Below are 17,507 nucleotides of genomic sequence, written 5' to 3' on the forward strand. Positions count from 1 at the left end.
TTATGTAATACTTTTAAGTATTTGAGTGTAAATTGAAACATGATCAACGAATTTAAAGATATTGATAGTCTTTCACCCACCGACTTTGAAATATTTATTAGGGATCTATTTGTAGCATCTGGCTGGACAGATGCTGTAATTACAGAAGTAGGTAAAGAATTTAAATATGGTGATGGTGGTGTTGATATTTTTGCCTATAAAGGCAAGCGTAAGTTTGCTATTGAAGTTAAACAAAGGAATCTGAAAGCTACAGTAGATGTAAAAGCTCTTAATCAACTAGTTACTGGAGCAAAGTTAGCCAACGTAACAAATAAGATTTTAGTTACAAACTCATATTTCACATCTGAAGTAAAGGTTCGAGCACTAAGGCTTGGTGTTGAACTTATAGATCGTGACGAATTGCAAAACTTGTGGGTAGTGAAACATTCAGAAATTGGACGTGATATTAAACCTCGTAAATATCAACAGAGTGTTATTGATGAGGCTTTGACGCAATATGAGAATGGAAAATCAAAGTTATTAATCGAGATGGCTACAGGGCTAGGTAAAACTTATACGGTAGCTCATATAATCAAAAGGTTAATTCAACAAAACGGTCGAATACCAAGAGTGTTATTTCTAGCACATCAAGTAGAAATATTACTCCAATCTGTCACAGCCTTTAAAAATGTCCTAGGTATAGGAAATTACAGTTTCTCCGCTTGTATCTCTGGGTCACACCCAGAGGATACAGATTTTGTATTTGCATCATTTGATACTCTCTATGGACAAATAGCTCAGCTCCACAAAAAATCTTTTGATTTTGTAATTGTAGATGAAGCACATCATACACCAGCCAGAACCTACTCTGAAGTTGTCACAAATTTTAAGCCGAGGCTTTTAATTGGATTGACTGCGACACCATATCGTGCTGATAATAAAGATGTCATTAGATTTTTTGGGGGTGATGAAGGACATATTGGTAAGTTTGATTTAGTTTGGGCGCTTAAACATAGAAAACTTGCATTTCCTAAATATTTAGTTTTATTAGATGATCTGGATCAAGACAAAATTGACCAGTTAGATAGTGGCCTTTCTATTGCTGATTTAGATAAAAGACTATTCCTACATAAAAAAGATCAAGAAGTAGTTCGGATTATTGAAAGGACAGTAGCTGAACAGGAAATTGAAAATATTAAAGGAATAATTTTCTGTCGAAGTATTCGGCATATGAATCATTTAATAGGCTTTTTCGAACTTGGTACAGCTACATTGGTTCATTCTAAAATGTCAGACCAAGAACGACGAGAAAATATTCGAAACTTCAGAGAAGGTGAGTACAAGTATATTCTAGTTTGCGATCTTTTTAATGAAGGTATTGATATACCCGAAACTAATGTTCTTATTTTTATGCGTTATACAGGCTCTCGAACAATATGGCTTCAACAGTTAGGTCGTGGTTTAAGAAAGACGCCTAATAAAGAATATGTTCATGTCTTAGATTTTGTTGGCTCTTTAGAGCGGCTAAATGAAGTTAAAGAACTTTCAAGGGCAGTTAGAAATATGCCAGTTGATAGAGAAAGTCTAATTGATGATGTGGAAGGACTCTCAACACAAGATGTCTTCCATGATGGCTCTCTTGAAGTTAAGTATAGTACAGAAGCTGCAAAAGTACTTGAATTGATTGAAAATATGAATCTGCAGCTTAATAGCCGCGAAATTCTATTAAAAAAATTACGTAGTTATTTTCAAGTAAATGGAAATATCCCATTTATTTTTGATTTAGATAAAGTTCTAATGGATGTAAGTTTAGATCAAATTTCTACCCATTTTGGATCGTATTATAATTTCTTATACGCTGCATTGGATAATAATTTTGACACAGAACCAATGACTAAAAAGATAAGTGATTTTGTCAATTCGTATTTCCAGCAGTATAAATTAGTGCCTAGTTTGAGAGCGATCTCACATCATTTTATGGAATCACAATTATATGAGTTTACTGAGAAGGAAGTTCAAATACTGTTGCCTAGTTTTAATGAGATTATAGAAGATTTGCAAGTAGGATCCTCTGATAGCTCAAGAGTTAGTGAGCGAGCGGAAATTATTACGACTGAGTGTGTTTTGATCGATAGCCTTAAAATGAAGATATTTTCTAGATCTGACATTAAAAAACTTTCTATGTCAGAACAAGAAGAAATTAAGAATAAGTATCGTTCGATCTCAGTTTTCCTCAAAAAATTGAAGGATGTACAGTAAGGTGAAATATTTAAAAATTGATGCTCAATTTGAAAATGTAGATATTGTTATCGAAAAGCTAATAAATAATATTTCTGCAAACACGAATACAGATATTCATCAGCAGTTAAGTCTTTGGGATTTATGTGAAAAAATGAGTATCGAGGATTTTATTTCTCTAAAGCAAAATGTTTATTTTGCTGACTTTCTTAGATTATTTTCTATAAATATTGTCAACGATGTTAATTTACATACTAATATCATAGAACCAGAACCAGAACCAGAACCAGAACCAGAACCAGAACCAGAACCAGAACCAGAACATTGCAACCTAGAGATTCCTCAAGACAAAAATATTGAAGGTATCTTCGAACATGTAAAAGACGAAGATTCTACAATTTCAACAATAAATAGGAATAAAGCTCCTAGTATGTCAACGAGATTAGATGATTTGCATCTCTCTGACAGTTATTCAAAGTTGATTAAAAGGCTTAGAAATGTCAGTCTATCTAATGAAAACTTTAGCCTCGGAGAGACTTTAGGTGAACTTTTGAGTTTACCCACTTCTAGAATATCGAATCTGCCAGGAGTTGGTTCATCTTATGTTAAAATTTTCGAAGATTTAAAGTTATTAACACAATTATCACCTGAAAATGAAAAACTAGAATATACAACTTCTATTAATAGCACTAGTTTGCAATCATGCGATACTAGCAATATGCGTATAAGTCTCTTAGGTATAGACTCTAAGTTTACGAAGCCATTGGAAAAATATGCTAGATACATTAATGTTAATGATCTAAGTGAACATATAAATGAGATCTTGAAGTTTGATCGACATACTTTAATTACGTTACCTCATTTTGGTACTAGTGTAGTAGACAAATTAATTGAATTTCGAGGATTAATTCAAGATGAACTTCAGGCTATTATATTAGAAAGTATTAACTATAAAGAGTTTGAGTCTACTTTAATTGTACCTAGGAAATTGGACCAACTTCCATTTACACAGATAGAAAGAATATTATTAGAAGATATAGATACGTATATCGATAAGTTAACGTTTGAAGAAGCAGAGATTGCTCAGAAACGTTGGGGTTTCGTAGAGGATAAACAAACTCTTGAAGAGATTTCTGAAAAATTTGGCCTTACTAGAGAAAGGATTCGTCAAAAAGAAACTAAAATTAATAATAACTTTATTCGAAATATGCGTTTAGGTCAATCAATGCTATGGCAGCTTCTGGAACCAAAACTAAATCCAGATATTAGCATTAATTTCAAAGACTTATTTCTTTGTTTTTATTCAGAAAAAGAGTTTTATGACTTTTTGAGCTTGGTCTGTGGTCAAGAAAAGTTAATTGAATATGTATATCCTGAAATAGATAGAGCTATATTAAATATCTATTTTGTAGAAAATGGGGCTCCGGCTCTTATTAATGATATTAGAGAGTATTTAGATGACCTAAAATTAGTAGAAATTAGAAATATAGATAATGCTATAGCTACTTTGCAAAATCAAGATTCGATTATGATTGAAGGCCAGTATGTATGGCCGAAGCAGCTTGGTAAGGCAGAAGCTACAGCATGTGTTTTAGTTGACCATGAAAAAGGTTTGCCTTGGTTAGATGTTGCAAAAATTGTGAATAGCAATAGCTATTCGAAAACATCAATACAAGAAGCACGCTTAGAACAAACAGCTTTTGAGCTACCAGATTATATATTTTTAAGTGGTAAAGGCATTTACAAGCATACGAACTTTATTGATACGGATAATATTGTGTTAGATGATATTTTTCTTAAAATAATGGAATATGGAGAGGCAGTCTCAAGAGATGTATTTCATTTAAGTGAGTGTTATCGTTCTTCCAATAGTCTACAGAAATATGATTATTATGAAATTCGCCATTTTGTAAAGCATTTTGGAGAGGACTATGGGTTCTACTTTGATGGCCGTTCGCAAACGGACTCAGTAGGGTTGAAAAAAGACTTTAAGAGTATTACTCAAAGAGATGTCATCATAGAGACGATGAGACGGAATGAGAAGCCTTTAACTAAGCCAGAAATAGCTAATTTACTGAAAAGTAAAAGTCTGAATCATGCAGGGTTTTATCTAGATGAAATGATTAACTCTGGTACAGTTGTTCAAGTAGATAGAATGCTCTATACATTGCCAGAACTAGCATACGCAAATATTGATTTAAATAAATATATAGGTGGTATTAATAAGTTGTTACAAAAATATAATAAGCCTGTAGAACCTTCAATATTTAGAAATGAACTAAACTATATGTTTTCGAGTAGTTACTCTAAATATTTTTATGCCTCTATAGCTCGACTATATACTAAAAAAGAAGGTTGGTTTAGAAAGTACAATTTATATTCACTTAAAGAAATACCTTTTCAGAGTTTATATGCGGTATTAGACAGCGTTTGCAATCCAAGTATTTCAATAAATGAAAATATTGATGTAATTCAGCGGCATATTGCCATTGATCGGAGTTCGGCGGATAGAGCACTTAGGAATTGGCATCATCAAATTAGCTAATTAATGTGGATTTACATTGTAAATAATAAAAGACTAGGAACGTCACATTAGTATAAATCCTAGTCTCTACTCCACCATCTCACCATGCGCCTTCGCATCACTTTTCTTACCATCAGGTTTGATTTCAATGGGTAATATCAACCCTTTGGCAAAGTCATCAGACAGCACATAATCATAGCGACTGGCAGCGACATCAGGCGTGGTATGAATGATAAGCGTCATCTCATTACCATCGGTTACCTCGTGTGAGACATAGGTCTCACTCAGCTGATCCAAGGCTTTCGATAGTGCCTCGTTACTTGCCATACTTATTGTGAGGTTGTGTTGAGCGGTCGCAGCATCCACTTTGAAGTAATCCGCATAATCACGGACGTTTTGACTATCGATTGCAAAAGGGTACTGATAGTTGGTGGGGTCAGCAGGCTTTTCACCACTGTCTACCAATGACCAGTCTATCGTACCGACTGCTGATTCGCCTTTTGGCGTCGATGAATCTGCTGCTGTCGCCGCTGCCTCAGGGGTTTGGTCAGTAGCATCAACAGAATCGGCAGCGTTATTGCAGCCTGTCAGCGCCCATATACTTGCAATTGCCATCATACTTATTAGACGCTTAGCCATCGAGTTATCCTTTTTATTATTGGTCATGATTAATATGCCCTAGTTTGACAGCTTTCTTTACGGTTCTCTAGCGAAATGGAGGAAACAAGCGCCTGTTGTAAAAATATTGAATATGAAAATATCGAAGCAACTGGCATATTCTTAAAAAATGCGAACAAAAAAACAGCCACCATAGGATGACTGTTTTTTTGTTCACTATTTATAATAGCTTTTGCTTGTGGCTACTGACTATATTTGGCAGTTTACTTGGTATTCTTTACCATTTGCCCATTTGATGGCAAAAATACCTTTGTCGCCTTTCATGTGCCATGCATAGACAGCTTCTGGGTTTGATTCATTGACGTAACTTGCTACATCGCCTTGTACTTTACCATTTAAGATGATTGGTTGCTCTGCCCAATTTACTTTAGGCAATGTCGCGTTTAGCATCACTTGTTGTTTATTGATAGACTGCTTTGCCATGATTTTGCTGTCATCAGTACAAGTATAAGGCGCTGGTGCCATACGATCATAAGCGGCTGTCACTTTTTCTGGAACAGGTGTATCAGTGGCATCTGGGGTAGTCGGTGCGGTAGTGGCGCAAGCACTCAGTAGGGCAAGGGCTGGTAGGGTAGTGACAATTTTAGTTATCGTTTTCATCGTTTTCTCCAAAGTATTAACTTGATTCATTTAACTGTTCTTAATAATGCGTTAAGCATATGGCGCCATAGTAGCGAAAATATAGTCAGAGCGATGTTAGAAATTGTTTGTTACCTATTAGCTTTCTTACTTAACCGATGACTAATGTAATTTCTAATTTAAGTGGGACTTTATTCGGGTAATAAGTCATTTAGGGGACGCCCCATAGTCAAAATACCCCAAAAACAATACGATGCTGCTGATATTAATTTTTTGTAGCCTTTGTCTGCACAGGTACAGCAAGCAAGAAAAATTGATATCACCAGTGCGTCATGTGTCGATATTACTTTTCACTGACTATAGACACTCACAATTACCTAGGCAAATAAAAATCGCCCATCAGCTTGAGAGCCGATGGGCGATTTTTATTGATAAGGATACCTAAGCTGTCGCTGACCAAGTTCACTTTATAAGTTTGGTCAGCGGAATTAGTTACTTAGTTTTGCGTGGTGGCAGACCCGTATGCTGTGTCTGGAAATTACCTTTGCTTACTTTCTTTTTGGTATTCTTACTAACGACATTGTTATTGGTTGAGCCATTGCTGCGCTTCACCGAATCATTACCTAAGCGGCTGTTCTTTTTGCGCGCCGATTGGTAGCTGTCTTGTGCGGCATCGCGACCTTCTAAGCTGGCGTTAAATGGTGGAATCAAGCAACCACGATTTTTACCAATCAAATCGCTACGACCCATATCTTGCAATGCTTTACGCAACATCACCCAGTTTTTTGGGTCATGGAAGCGCAAGAAAGCTTTGTGCAATTTACGCTGCTTGCCAGATTTGACGATATCCATGTCACCTTCATCACGACTGACCTTATGTAGCGGATCTTTATGGGTGTGATACATGGTGGTCGCTGTCGCCATCGGGCTTGGATAAAATGCTTGCACTTGGTCAGCACGGTAGCCGTGACTTTTTAGCCAAAGCGCAAGGTTCATCATATCTTCATCTTTCGTGCCCGGATGCGCGGCAATAAAGTAAGGAATCAGATATTGCTCTTTACCCGCTTCTTGACTGTACTGCTCAAACATGGCTTTGAATTTATCATAGCTGCCCATGCCCGGCTTCATCATCTTCGATAGCACGCCTTCTTCAGAATGCTCAGGGGCGATTTTTAGATAACCACCGACATGATGACTGACCAATTCTTTGACGTATTCAGGGTCTTTCACTGCCAAGTCATAACGCAGACCTGAGGCAATAAGGATTTTTTTCACGCCTTTGATATCACGCGCTTTGCGATATAGCTTGGTTAAATTACTGTGATCGGTAATCAAGTTTTCGCAGACATCAGGATAGACGCAAGAAGGCTTGCGGCAGTTCTTTTCAATCGTTTCATCTTTACAGCTGAGACGATACATATTAGCCGTTGGGCCACCAAGATCAGATATCACGCCAGTAAAGTTAGGTGCAGTATCACGAATCGCTTCCACTTCGCGCAAGATAGAGTCTTCTGAGCGGCTTTGAATAATGCGGCCTTCGTGCTCAGTAATCGAGCAGAATGTACAACCACCAAAACAGCCGCGCATGATATTGACCGAAAACTTAATCATGTCATAAGCAGGGATGCGCGCATCGCCATAGCTTGGATGTGGCAGGCGGGCATACGGCAAGTCAAACACGTAATCCATCTCTTCGGTTGAGAGTGGAATCGGTGGTGGATTCAGCCACACGTCAATCGAAGTGTGCGAGTTACCAGCACCGCTACTATGACGCTGTACCAGCGCACGAGCGTTCCCTGGATTGGTCTCAAGGTGCAAAATACGGCTGGCATGGGCATAAAGCACAGGGTCAGATTTGACATGTTCATAGTCAGGCAGGCGAATGACCGTTTGCTCGCGCGGTGGCATTTTGAGTTTATGTTTACGCGCCGTCATGGGCTTATTAAAGCCACGCATTTGTACCACTTGCGTTTCTTCATCGACTTGTTCAGCATTGATGACTTTATTGGCGACAGGCTCAGCGACAAAGCCTTGATACTGAGCAGACATTCCAGTCATCGCTTGCCCAACTGGCGAGTCGCTTGGTTTGTCTTGCTCAATTGAGCAGCTATCGATGTCTTCGGTCATGACATATGGATTAATAATCGGATCGACACGGCCGACGGTATCGACATCGTTACTGGCAACTTCGGTCATGCCAGCTTGCCAATGGCGGCGTGTCGGTGTCAATAGATATGACGTACCACGCAATTTACTCATTTGCTCAAAGCTATAGCCTTTTGATAAGCCATGCACCACATCGACGATAGCGCGTTCAGCATTACCATACAATAAGACGTCAGCACGGGCATCCAGCAAAATACTACGACGGACTTTGTCTGACCAATAGTCATAATGCGCGATACGGCGTAAGCTGCCTTCAATACCGCCTAGGATAATCGGTACATCAGGATAAGCTTCGCGGCAGCGCTGGCTATAAACGATAGCAGCACGGTCGGGACGTTTATTAGCGACATTACCTGGTGAGTAAGCATCATCACTACGGATTTTGCGATCTGCCGTATAGCGGTTGATCATGCTGTCCATGTTGCCAGCGGTCACGCCATAGGCATAGACAGGCTTGCCCAGTTCCATAAAGGCATCTTTGCTCTTCCAATCTGGCTGAGCAATGATACCGACGCGGAAGCCTTGTGCTTCTAACAAGCGACCAATAATCGCCATACCAAAGCTTGGATGATCGACATAAGCATCGCCCGAGATGATGATGACATCACACGCATCCCAGCCCAGATCGTCCATCTCTTTACGGCTCATCGGTAGATAAGGCGCAGGCTCGTAGCAGCTCGCCCAATGTTTGTCATAATCATAAAGTGGCTTGGTGCCTTGCTTAAAGGCAGTGCGGGCAATGGTATCGGCAGACATGGGCGGACCTGTTAATTAGAAAATGGCACTAAAAATACGTCCCTTATTACTCACTGATAATAAAGGCGAATTTAAAAGCGCTCATTTTAACATGAATTGCCTTCACTATGCGACCTATTCTATGAGGGGCAATTGGCGATAAGTTATTGATAGTGTAAGACAATCTATCAGCCTATCAACAAGAATGGTTTTGGGAAATGCAGAACCATTCTTGCTTTAGATTATGAGTCAGTATGAGTCAGGAGGTGATCAATGCATTGGCTGACAAGTTCTTTAATTGTCTAACAATTGCAATGGGAAAGTCACAACATCAAAGGCTAGGGCAAAGGGTAGTAATACCAGTTTTTGCGCCGTATTTGCGCCACTACGAATGACTTGGTCTTGCTGTGTTTCTGTATGAAAGCTAACCATATAAGGCTTGGTCAAGGCGCGATAGTTCGACTGAATTAGGCTTAAATTACTGACTTGCGGATAGATAGCGCCTTTGACAGGAACGCTAAAGCAAAAGCGCTGAGCATTGATACGTTGATCGCTTGCTGAGGTGCATTCGCGACCATTGTTTTGTAAAAAGAACTGGTAATCAGAACGTTTAAACTCATCTTTTAGTTTGGCGTAAGAAAGCTTCATTTCTCCCTGAAAATAGCCGTCATTATTGGGCACAGAAAAGCTCATGTCATTATCGACTTGGATGTTCTTTGGCGTCAGATTGGTGAGTAAATTGACCATTTCCGTCCCGCCTTGGGTCAGCACATAGCTGTTCTTTTCACCGACGATCACCATTGTCGCATTTGGCGTTTTTGGCAATGCCTGTGCAGGACGACCAAAAGCCACAATTTGATCTTCAGACAACACACTCTTAGTCGTTGTGGTGCTGACATGTTTGTTGTTTTCTAACAATGAACTGGTTGCACAGCCAGAGCTGACGAGCAATGCTGCGAGTGACGCCCCTGTTATCACTGTTTTGAAGCTTAATGCTTTTAATGCTGGATTATTACTTTCTTCTTTTTTAATGGCACGGGTATTTTTAGTCATGCTAAGGCTTCCTTGTCTACTATAGTCATTCCACTATAAAAGTATTACAGCGTTAACCTCGCTTGAAGTATCACATATACATCTACACTCGGTTGCCTTGTACTACTTTTAAATTGAATCGACTATACCGACGGGCTATTGATTTGGTATCTATTTTTTGCCAAACTTTCGTTGTTATCGTACCTTGTTTGAGCGCGACTTAGCTACTTTTAATTAACTCAATAAACCAATGCTTGTCGAGATTGCTAATCCAATAAAATCTTTGTACCACTTTTAGTGAAATTCATCACAAATTGGCTTTTAAAGTTGCGCACATTATTCTCATAGGTCAGCAAACCCGTCGTGAATCGATGGTAATCACTCATATTTTTGGCATTGACCATCAACATAAAATCCGCATCGCCCGACACTTCATAGCAGCTCATGACCTGTGGCTGTGTATTCATCAAGCGCTCAAATCGATGTTGCATCGAAGTATTTGAGCGCGCCATCTCTATCATCACCACGGCAGTCAGTCCGTAACCCACCTTATTTGGGTCAACGATAGCGACCTGCTTAGTAATCACGCCGTTGCTTATCAATGCTTGGATACGGCGCTGGGCAGTAGCGATAGACACATGCACTTGTTCTGCCACCGTTTTTAATGGCAAGGTCGCATCGTCCTGTAGCAAATTTAAAATCGCTTTATCGATATCATCTAAAATTTGGCTCATTATGTTCTCCCTTCTATGAAATGCTTTCATTATCCGTTTTTATCATTATTATCACTATAAATTAAAAGATAAGAAAATATTCAGTTTTGAGTGCTCAAAAAGATAAATTTATTTATAAATAGGTTGTTATAGCAATAATATCTCATCATTAATTCGTAAAATAGATGCTGTTAATCAAGATCAACAATCAAAGCTTAGCAATCAGAGCCTAGAGCTCAAAAAAGCTTATTCATGACAAATCAAAGCTAATAGCTGGTTTCCTAATATCTATTTAAATGTACGGTGCTTTTATGTCTACTTCCATCCTTTCTACTGTCTTTGCAAATACGCTCGCAACGACTGTTTCGCGCTTGCCACTGCCTACTATTTGGACAGCAGGTAGCGCACAGCAGCGCACATTAATGTTAGGCGTAGCATTGGCCGTGCTGTCGAATTTGTTATTTGGTGTACTTTATGCTTACAGCAGCTTTTTAGCGCCATTGTCAGGTACGCAAGTGTTTATCTGGCGTATGCTAGCGATGTGGGCGGCACTGATAGGATATTTGCTGATTAGTGGGCGCTTAGGTGTTCATATTGATAAGTTAAAAGCGCTAGGTACTGTGAAGCAATGGGTGTGGTTGTTATTACCAACGCCGATATTCTTAAGCCAGTTTTGGTTATTTATGTGGGCACCCGTGAATGGGCAAGGTGTACAAACCGCGATGGGTTATTTCTTATTCCCACTAATGATGGTTATATTTGGCTGTGTCTTTTTTGGCGAAAAGTTAAGCCGTCTGCAATGGCTGGCGGTTGGCTTTGCCGCATTAGGGGTCGGCAGTGAAATTATCCGTACGCAAAGTATCTCTTGGGCAACGCTTTGGGTCTGCGGCACGTATCCTATTTATTATATCTTGCGTCGTCTGCAAGGAATTGGTGCAGTGACTGGACTCTTGGTCGATTTGACGATATTCGCACCATTTGCTTTGGCTTATTTGTTTTTGGTAGCACCTAGTAGTTTAATGCTCGTTAGCGGCTCTGGATTTTTTATCATTATGCTGGCGGGACTCGGTGTCATGAGTGTGTTAGCCATGAAAACCAACGTGGATGCCAGTCAAATGCTGCCGGTAAATGTCTACGGTATGATGAGTTATTTGGAGCCTGCATTATTATTCATATTGGCAATCACCGTATTGGGCAACCCGTTTGAATCAGCGATGATTTATAGCTATGGTTTGATTTGGCTGGGTATTGCTTGTTTGGTCACTCATGGCATTCGCCAACTGCGCCGCGCTCGTAAAAACCTATCATCTTCGGTCAAAAAACAAGTTGCGTAGGAGTTACGATTGACAATATGGATAAGCGATAAAAAAGGACGGCTCAATTTACTGAGCCGTCCTTTTTACCTTAGATTAAAGTGAATCGTTTCATTCGCTCATTAATCTAAATGCTGTTTAAAGCCACGTTGCTTATCACGTTCCCAATCACGATCTTTAAGCGTTTTGCGTTTGTCGTGCTGCTTTTTACCCAATGCTAAGCCAATTTGACATTTCACCAGCGAGTTTTTCCAATAGCAGGATAAGGGCACACAGGCATAGCCTTTTTGGTTGACTGCACCCATCAATTTTTCGATTTCGCGGCGATTGAGCAGCAGTTTACGGGTACGGATACTATCAGGGCTGACATGCGTCGAGCTGGATAGTAGCGGCTGAATATGCGCACCAAATATAAAAGCCTCGTTATTACGGAAGATGATATAAGCTTCGGTAATGGTCATTTTGCCCGCGCGAATGGCTTTTACTTCCCAACCTTGTAACGACAATCCTGCCTCAAACGTTTCTTCAATGAAGTACTCGTGTCGAGCTTTTTTGTTCGCACAAATTTGATTTTCCGGTTTTTTTGATTTTTTTGACATAATTTCTCCATAAGAATCACTCAAAAGTATCGTGTTCTTATCTGACCAGTCCTACTAATTCCTCATCCTAACCCGTTTAATTGGATTATCTTACATTTGAATGATAAGACGGATGAGTCGAACCGCCTATTGTAGCAAAGCACCTCACAAAAATGTAAGTCAGCTGTTAGGACAAATGTAGCAGATAAGTATTAAGTTCGGGCAAAATTTGCTAGCATATGGCGTAATATTACCGACTATATTAGCCATGTTATGAGCCACTCTATTACTTCTAATTCTTCAAAGCTGCACACAAAAATTTTATATCCTGGCACCTTTGACCCGATTACCAATGGTCATGTGGACTTGGTCAAGCGCGCAACCAAGCTGTTTGATGAGGTCGTCATCGCCGTTGCCTCAGGGCATCATAAAAAACCGTTATTTAATTTCGAAGAACGCGTCACTTTAGTAGAGACCGTGTTTGAAGATTTACCCCAAGTCTCGGTCATTGGTTTCGAAGGCTTGCTGGTAGATTTTATGCGTGAAAAAAACGCCACTGCGGTATTGCGTGGTCTACGGGCGATGTCGGATTTTGAATATGAGTTTCAGCTCGCTAATATGAATCGCGAGCTCGATGAAAACTTTGAAGCGGTGTTTTTGACCCCTTCTCAGAACTATTCATTTATCTCGTCGACGATGATTCGCGAAATTGCCAGACTTGGCGGCGATGTCAATAAATTCGTCCCTCCGTGTGTGGCACAGGCTTTTACAAAAAAACTGGCTATTAAAGACAGCTAGCCCTTTAATAAGCTCATAGCTACAGCATATAGGCTAATAATAAACAATAAGGAGCAGTTTATGGCGCTATTAATTACTGATGAATGCATCAATTGTGATGTGTGTGAGCCTGCCTGCCCAAACGAAGCCATCTCAGAAGGCGATGATATCTATGTCATCGATCCTGATTTATGCACGGAATGCGTCGGTCATTTCGATGAGCCGCAATGCGTGGTTATTTGTCCGGTTGACTGTATTCCTCATGATCCTAACCATGTCGAAACTGAAAGTGATTTGATGTCTAAATACAAACGCATTACTGGTCAATAAGTGACTCATATACTATTGATAACATCTGGATTTAAAGCGCTTTAGGGACAATGTAATGACGATAAATGCAAGCCAGATAATGAGCGACTTTGACCAGCAGCACCTTTGGCACCCGTATGCCAGCCTACCACCGACCTATCCCAATATCGTTATTGATCGTGCTGAGGGCATTTATATCATCACCCAAGATGGCACGCGCCTGATCGATGGCATGTCGTCGTGGTGGGCGAGTGCACATGGCTATAATCATCCCAAACTAAATGCGGCGATGATTGAGCAGTTAGGCAAAATGGCGCATGTCATGTTTGGTGGTTTGACGCACCAGCCAGCGATAGATTTGGGCAAAAAACTGCTCGATATTGTGCCTACTGGTTTAGAGGCTATTTTCTATGCCGACAGCGGCAGTATTGCGGTAGAAGTTGCGCTTAAGATGGCATTGCAATATCAGATTGCCGCCAAGCGTCCACAAAAATGCCAGTTTGCTTCAACACACTCTGGTTATTATGGCGACACGTGGCACGCGATGAGTGTTTGCGACCCTATTAATGGTATGCACAGCTTGTATGGCAAACAATTACCTATGCAGCACTTCGTTCCTGCCCCACCATTAGGGTTTGAGCGTGTTTTAGTGAAAGAAGAACGCACCGCACTGACAACGTTTTTTGATGAGTATAGCGATAAGCTGGCAGGCTTTATTATCGAGCCGATTATCCAAGGCGCTGGTGGCATGCGTTTCTATAGTCCTGAATATCTGCAACTGTTACGTCAGCTATGTGATGAGCATGAGGTGCTGCTGATTGCTGATGAAATTGCCACTGGTTTTGGGCGTAGTGGCAAGTTATTTGCTTGTGAGCATGCGGGTATCAGCCCTGATATCATGACGATTGGTAAAGCCTTGACTGGCGGCTATATGACCTTTGCCGCGACTTTATGTACGCGCCATATTGCTGATACCATTAGCCAAAGCGATTATCCAGCTCTGATGCATGGCCCAACTTTTATGGGTAATCCGTTGGCATGTGCTGTTGCTTGTGCCTCAATTGATTTAATACTGTCCTATGATATCGAAGCGCGTACAGCCAATATGCAATCTGTCATGGAGCAACAGCTTGCTCCAGCTGCGAGTTTAAATGGTGTTGCCGAGGTGCGTTGTCTAGGCGCGGTAGCAGTGATTGAGCTGCAAGAAGCCGTTGATATGCCGACCTTTCAAACATTGCTGATTGAAAATGGTATTTGGGTCAGACCCTTTGGTAAGTTGGTCTATATTATGCCGCCTTACATCATCACTGATGATGAGCTGGTAACGTTATGCCAGTCATTACTAACCGTCGTCACTGCTTACTTGGGTCAAATTTCTACGACCGATAGAGTTATCCTATGAGCGTGCTATTTATCTCTGGTATCGATACCGATATTGGCAAAACCTATGCCACTGGAATGCTTGCAAAAGCCTTAATGGAGCAAGGCACAAGCGTTATCACTCAAAAGTTAGTCCAAACGGGCGTTAGTGTCAATCCAATGACCGGTGAAATGGGTATTGCTGACGATATTATCACGCACCGCGCGTTGATGGACATACCGCTACAGCCGTGTGATTTGGATTTTATTACTTGTCTTTATCGTTATAAAAAACCTGCTTCACCGCATCTTGCGAGTCGACTATCCAAACAAACACTCGATCCTGAGGTTATTACGAGCGCTACAAAAAGCTTACAAGCTGATTATGAAGTAGTGCTACTAGAAGGCGCAGGCGGACTGCTAGTGCCCATTACTGAGCAGCTATTCGTCTTAGATTACATTGCTGCTCAAGGCTATCCGATTATTTTAGTTACTTCGGGTCGCTTGGGTAGTATCAACCATACCTTACTTAGTCTCGAAGCTATTACCCAGCGCGGCTTACAGGTTCATACTGTTGTCTATAATCATATTCATGACGATACCGATAATACTGACGTCGAGATAGCTGATAGCACGATTGAGTTTTTACAGAACCATCTACAGCAACATTATCCAACGACACACTGGCTACAGTTACCCCAATTAGAAAACCATGCAATGTCTGATACTAAAACAGCGTTTAAGCATCAGACATTGTCTTTGCCAAAGGACTTTATTTAAGTAGTTTATGAATAATATCTTTGTGAATGCAAATAAGCGTAAAAGATATTCCTAGACGGCGATTAGATTTGCTATACTAGCGCGCTTGGTAGACTAGGCAATCGCCGCTGCACACTGGCAACAGATGAGTAGGGGAGGAAAGTCCGGGCTACATAGGGCAGCGTGCCAGCTAACGGCTGGGCAGGGTAACTTGACGACCAGTGCAGCAGAGAGTAGACCGCCTTTGGCTTATATGGGTATCGCAAGATATTCATGTCATCGGTAAGGGTGAAAGGGTGCGGTAAGAGCGCACCGCGTGGCTGGCAACAGTTCACGGCATGGTAAACTCCACGCGTAGCAAGACCAAATAGGCATCGGCATGGCGCGGCCCGCGTTCGATGCGGGTAGGTTGCTTGAGCGTACGAGCGATTGTACGCCTAGAGGAATGATTGTCCACGACAGAACCCGGCTTATCGGTTTACCAAACCTTTTTAATGGCTGAAATTGTATTTATAAAATGCTTACTGTGTGTTGGTGAGTACTTATTTGCAGAAAAAGCCATGTTTTTTCGAAAAAATGCCTTTTGGGGGTTGACGAGGTTAGTCAACTTGGGCATAATACCGAGCCTAAAATGGCGATGTAGCTCAGCTGGTTAGAGCGCATGACTCATAATCGTGAGGTCAAGAGTTCAAGTCTCTTCATCGCCACCATTTATAGCAAAACTAGTAACATTAAAAAAGCCAATCCTTTGTGATTGGTTTTTTTTTGCCTAAAATAAATCAGTGAAAACGGTAATTTGCACGAATGTAAATAGAATGCTTAATTATATTTACTTACTGTTTTCTTGCTAAATCATAGGTTTATCTGTCTAGACACAGATTAATTGTTGTAACTTATGTCGCGCTTACTTATCATAGGGGCTGTTTTCGGTAAAGTCCTGTAACGCCATGTCTGTACAATTACCTCCTTATCGTCCGATTAAGCATCGCAGTGGCCTTAAAGTCATGGGTGCAGCATTTCATGCATTATTGATGCGTGAGCTACAAACTCGCTTTGGTGGCTACCGTTTGGGTTATCTGTGGGCACCGCTTGAAGTTCTTTTTCAAGTATTGATATTTTTAGTGATTTTTGGTGCTATTCGTGAGCGTTTAGTGCCTGGAATGGATTTTTCCTTGTTCTTAGTAGCTGGGATGGTTCCCTTTCGCATGTTTCAGAAAATAGCGACGAGAGCATTAGGGGCTGTTGAGGCCAATAAAGGCTTGTTGATGTATCGTTCAATCAAGCATATCGATGTGATTATTGCGCGCTCATTTTTAGAGTTGGTTATTTATTTTTTTACGTCAATATTATTATTGCTTGGCTTAGCTTTCTTTGACATTTATGCCAGCTTAGAAAATTTACATATTGTGCTATTTTGTTGGATTACGCTTTTTATATTTAGCTTTGGTGTTGCTTTAATCATGATGGTTGTTGGCTATTATGGTGGCGAAATTAGCAAGGTAATAACTATATTTTTTACCATATTATACTTTGCATCGGGTATTGTTTTTCCTATTCACGTAGTGCCCGAACCATACTTTAGTTATTTATTATATAATCCTTTTATTCATAACATTGAACTTATAAGACACGCCTTCGCGCCCAATTATCCGGACACTCATATAAATATTTGGTATTTTTTAGAGTGGATGTTTGTTGTGAATTTTTTAGGACTTTTACTCTATAAGTATGCTGAGCGTGACATGATTCGTTCGCGTTAAATATGGCT

Annotated in this window: 14 protein-coding genes, 1 tRNA gene and 1 other RNA gene; 10 read left to right on the forward strand and 6 right to left on the reverse strand. The window is 40.4% G+C overall.

Annotated elements, in window-relative coordinates:
- The first annotated feature begins 39 nt into the window (after positions 1–39).
- Together ACTQ9T_RS08575 and ACTQ9T_RS08580 are read left to right on the forward strand one after the other, a co-directional pair.
- Positions 40–2,238, forward strand: coding sequence for a DEAD/DEAH box helicase family protein (locus ACTQ9T_RS08575; RefSeq protein WP_440464786.1), 2,199 nt, complete (start codon positions 40–42; stop codon positions 2,236–2,238).
- Position 2,239: 1 nt separating this feature from the next.
- A complete protein-coding gene (locus ACTQ9T_RS08580; RefSeq protein ID WP_440464787.1) occupies positions 2,240–4,762 on the forward strand; it encodes a sigma factor-like helix-turn-helix DNA-binding protein in 2,523 nt (840 codons plus the stop codon).
- A 66-nt stretch (positions 4,763–4,828) separates the two neighbouring features.
- Here the strand turns inward: ACTQ9T_RS08580 and ACTQ9T_RS08585 are convergent, their stop codons facing one another.
- The 5 genes from ACTQ9T_RS08585 to ACTQ9T_RS08605 form a co-directional block, all read right to left on the reverse strand.
- Positions 4,829–5,407 (reverse strand): hypothetical protein, encoded by a 579-nt coding sequence (locus ACTQ9T_RS08585; protein WP_440464788.1) that lies wholly within the window; start codon positions 5,405–5,407, stop codon positions 4,829–4,831.
- A 201-nt stretch (positions 5,408–5,608) separates the two neighbouring features.
- The gene (locus ACTQ9T_RS08590; RefSeq protein ID WP_440464789.1) at positions 5,609–6,019 is read right to left on the reverse strand and encodes a hypothetical protein; all 411 of its coding nucleotides are present in this window, start codon (positions 6,017–6,019) and stop codon (positions 5,609–5,611) included.
- A 471-nt stretch (positions 6,020–6,490) separates the two neighbouring features.
- Entirely contained in the window at positions 6,491–8,920 is a 2,430-nt protein-coding gene (locus ACTQ9T_RS08595; RefSeq protein WP_440464790.1) for a YgiQ family radical SAM protein, read from the reverse strand.
- Between the two features lie 273 nt (positions 8,921–9,193).
- Positions 9,194–9,952 (reverse strand): hypothetical protein, encoded by a 759-nt coding sequence (locus ACTQ9T_RS08600; protein WP_440464791.1) that lies wholly within the window; start codon positions 9,950–9,952, stop codon positions 9,194–9,196.
- A 245-nt stretch (positions 9,953–10,197) separates the two neighbouring features.
- Positions 10,198–10,665, reverse strand: coding sequence for an Lrp/AsnC family transcriptional regulator (locus ACTQ9T_RS08605; protein ID WP_189582755.1), 468 nt, complete (start codon positions 10,663–10,665; stop codon positions 10,198–10,200).
- A 290-nt stretch (positions 10,666–10,955) separates the two neighbouring features.
- Between ACTQ9T_RS08605 and rarD the strand changes: the two genes are divergently transcribed.
- Entirely contained in the window at positions 10,956–11,978 is a 1,023-nt protein-coding gene (gene rarD / locus ACTQ9T_RS08610) for an EamA family transporter RarD (RefSeq protein ID WP_440464792.1), read from the forward strand.
- Between the two features lie 101 nt (positions 11,979–12,079).
- On the opposite strand, the gene smpB is transcribed toward rarD, so the two are convergent.
- Positions 12,080–12,556: an SsrA-binding protein SmpB gene (gene smpB / locus ACTQ9T_RS08615; protein WP_010201796.1), complete on the reverse strand. Its 477-nt coding sequence runs from the start codon at positions 12,554–12,556 to the stop codon at positions 12,080–12,082.
- Positions 12,557–12,808: 252 nt separating this feature from the next.
- On the opposite strand from smpB, the gene coaD reads away from it, so the two are divergent.
- The 7 genes from coaD to ACTQ9T_RS08650 all read left to right on the forward strand — a co-directional run bounded on the left by coaD (position 12,809) and on the right by ACTQ9T_RS08650 (position 17,499).
- Positions 12,809–13,333 (forward strand): pantetheine-phosphate adenylyltransferase, encoded by a 525-nt coding sequence (gene coaD / locus ACTQ9T_RS08620; RefSeq protein WP_010201795.1) that lies wholly within the window; start codon positions 12,809–12,811, stop codon positions 13,331–13,333.
- 60 nt (positions 13,334–13,393) lie between these two features.
- Complete coding sequence (locus ACTQ9T_RS08625) at positions 13,394–13,642, forward strand: YfhL family 4Fe-4S dicluster ferredoxin (RefSeq protein ID WP_025651626.1); 249 nt, start codon at positions 13,394–13,396, stop codon at positions 13,640–13,642.
- 55 nt (positions 13,643–13,697) lie between these two features.
- A complete protein-coding gene (gene bioA / locus ACTQ9T_RS08630; RefSeq protein WP_440464793.1) occupies positions 13,698–15,023 on the forward strand; it encodes an adenosylmethionine--8-amino-7-oxononanoate transaminase in 1,326 nt (441 codons plus the stop codon).
- Positions 15,020–15,760: a dethiobiotin synthase gene (bioD, locus tag ACTQ9T_RS08635; RefSeq protein ID WP_440464794.1), complete on the forward strand. Its 741-nt coding sequence runs from the start codon at positions 15,020–15,022 to the stop codon at positions 15,758–15,760. Before bioA ends, bioD begins: the two co-directional genes overlap by 4 nt.
- Positions 15,761–15,845: 85 nt before the next feature.
- Positions 15,846–16,228: RNase P RNA component class A (gene rnpB, locus ACTQ9T_RS08640), an RNA gene on the forward strand.
- A 144-nt stretch (positions 16,229–16,372) separates the two neighbouring features.
- Positions 16,373–16,449: transfer RNA gene (locus ACTQ9T_RS08645), tRNA-Met, on the forward strand.
- 237 nt (positions 16,450–16,686) lie between these two features.
- Positions 16,687–17,499: an ABC transporter permease gene (locus ACTQ9T_RS08650; protein WP_440464795.1), complete on the forward strand. Its 813-nt coding sequence runs from the start codon at positions 16,687–16,689 to the stop codon at positions 17,497–17,499.
- The last annotated feature ends 8 nt before the right edge of the window (positions 17,500–17,507 follow it).

It is taken from the genome of Psychrobacter sp. ASPA161_6, assembly GCF_051970285.1.
Classification (GTDB): domain Bacteria; phylum Pseudomonadota; class Gammaproteobacteria; order Pseudomonadales; family Moraxellaceae; genus Psychrobacter; species Psychrobacter glaciei.

Excerpts from the sequence above, each read along its gene's own strand:
- ACTQ9T_RS08585 (WP_440464788.1), bottom strand. The coding sequence starts at position 5,407 with ATGACCAATAATAAAAAGGATAACTCGATGGCTAAGCGTCTAATAAGT.
- bioD (WP_440464794.1), top strand. The coding sequence starts at position 15,020 with ATGAGCGTGCTATTTATCTCTGGTATCGATACCGATATTGGCAAAACC.
- bioA (WP_440464793.1), top strand. The coding sequence starts at position 13,698 with ATGACGATAAATGCAAGCCAGATAATGAGCGACTTTGACCAGCAGCAC.
- ACTQ9T_RS08605 (WP_189582755.1), bottom strand. The coding sequence starts at position 10,665 with ATGAGCCAAATTTTAGATGATATCGATAAAGCGATTTTAAATTTGCTA.
- smpB (WP_010201796.1), bottom strand. The coding sequence starts at position 12,556 with ATGTCAAAAAAATCAAAAAAACCGGAAAATCAAATTTGTGCGAACAAA.
- ACTQ9T_RS08650 (WP_440464795.1), top strand. The coding sequence starts at position 16,687 with ATGTCTGTACAATTACCTCCTTATCGTCCGATTAAGCATCGCAGTGGC.
- ACTQ9T_RS08575 (WP_440464786.1), top strand. The coding sequence starts at position 40 with ATGATCAACGAATTTAAAGATATTGATAGTCTTTCACCCACCGACTTT.
- rarD (WP_440464792.1), top strand. The coding sequence starts at position 10,956 with ATGTCTACTTCCATCCTTTCTACTGTCTTTGCAAATACGCTCGCAACG.
- ACTQ9T_RS08600 (WP_440464791.1), bottom strand. The coding sequence starts at position 9,952 with ATGACTAAAAATACCCGTGCCATTAAAAAAGAAGAAAGTAATAATCCA.
- coaD (WP_010201795.1), top strand. The coding sequence starts at position 12,809 with ATGAGCCACTCTATTACTTCTAATTCTTCAAAGCTGCACACAAAAATT.
- ACTQ9T_RS08590 (WP_440464789.1), bottom strand. The coding sequence starts at position 6,019 with ATGAAAACGATAACTAAAATTGTCACTACCCTACCAGCCCTTGCCCTA.
- ACTQ9T_RS08625 (WP_025651626.1), top strand. The coding sequence starts at position 13,394 with ATGGCGCTATTAATTACTGATGAATGCATCAATTGTGATGTGTGTGAG.
- ACTQ9T_RS08595 (WP_440464790.1), bottom strand. The coding sequence starts at position 8,920 with ATGTCTGCCGATACCATTGCCCGCACTGCCTTTAAGCAAGGCACCAAG.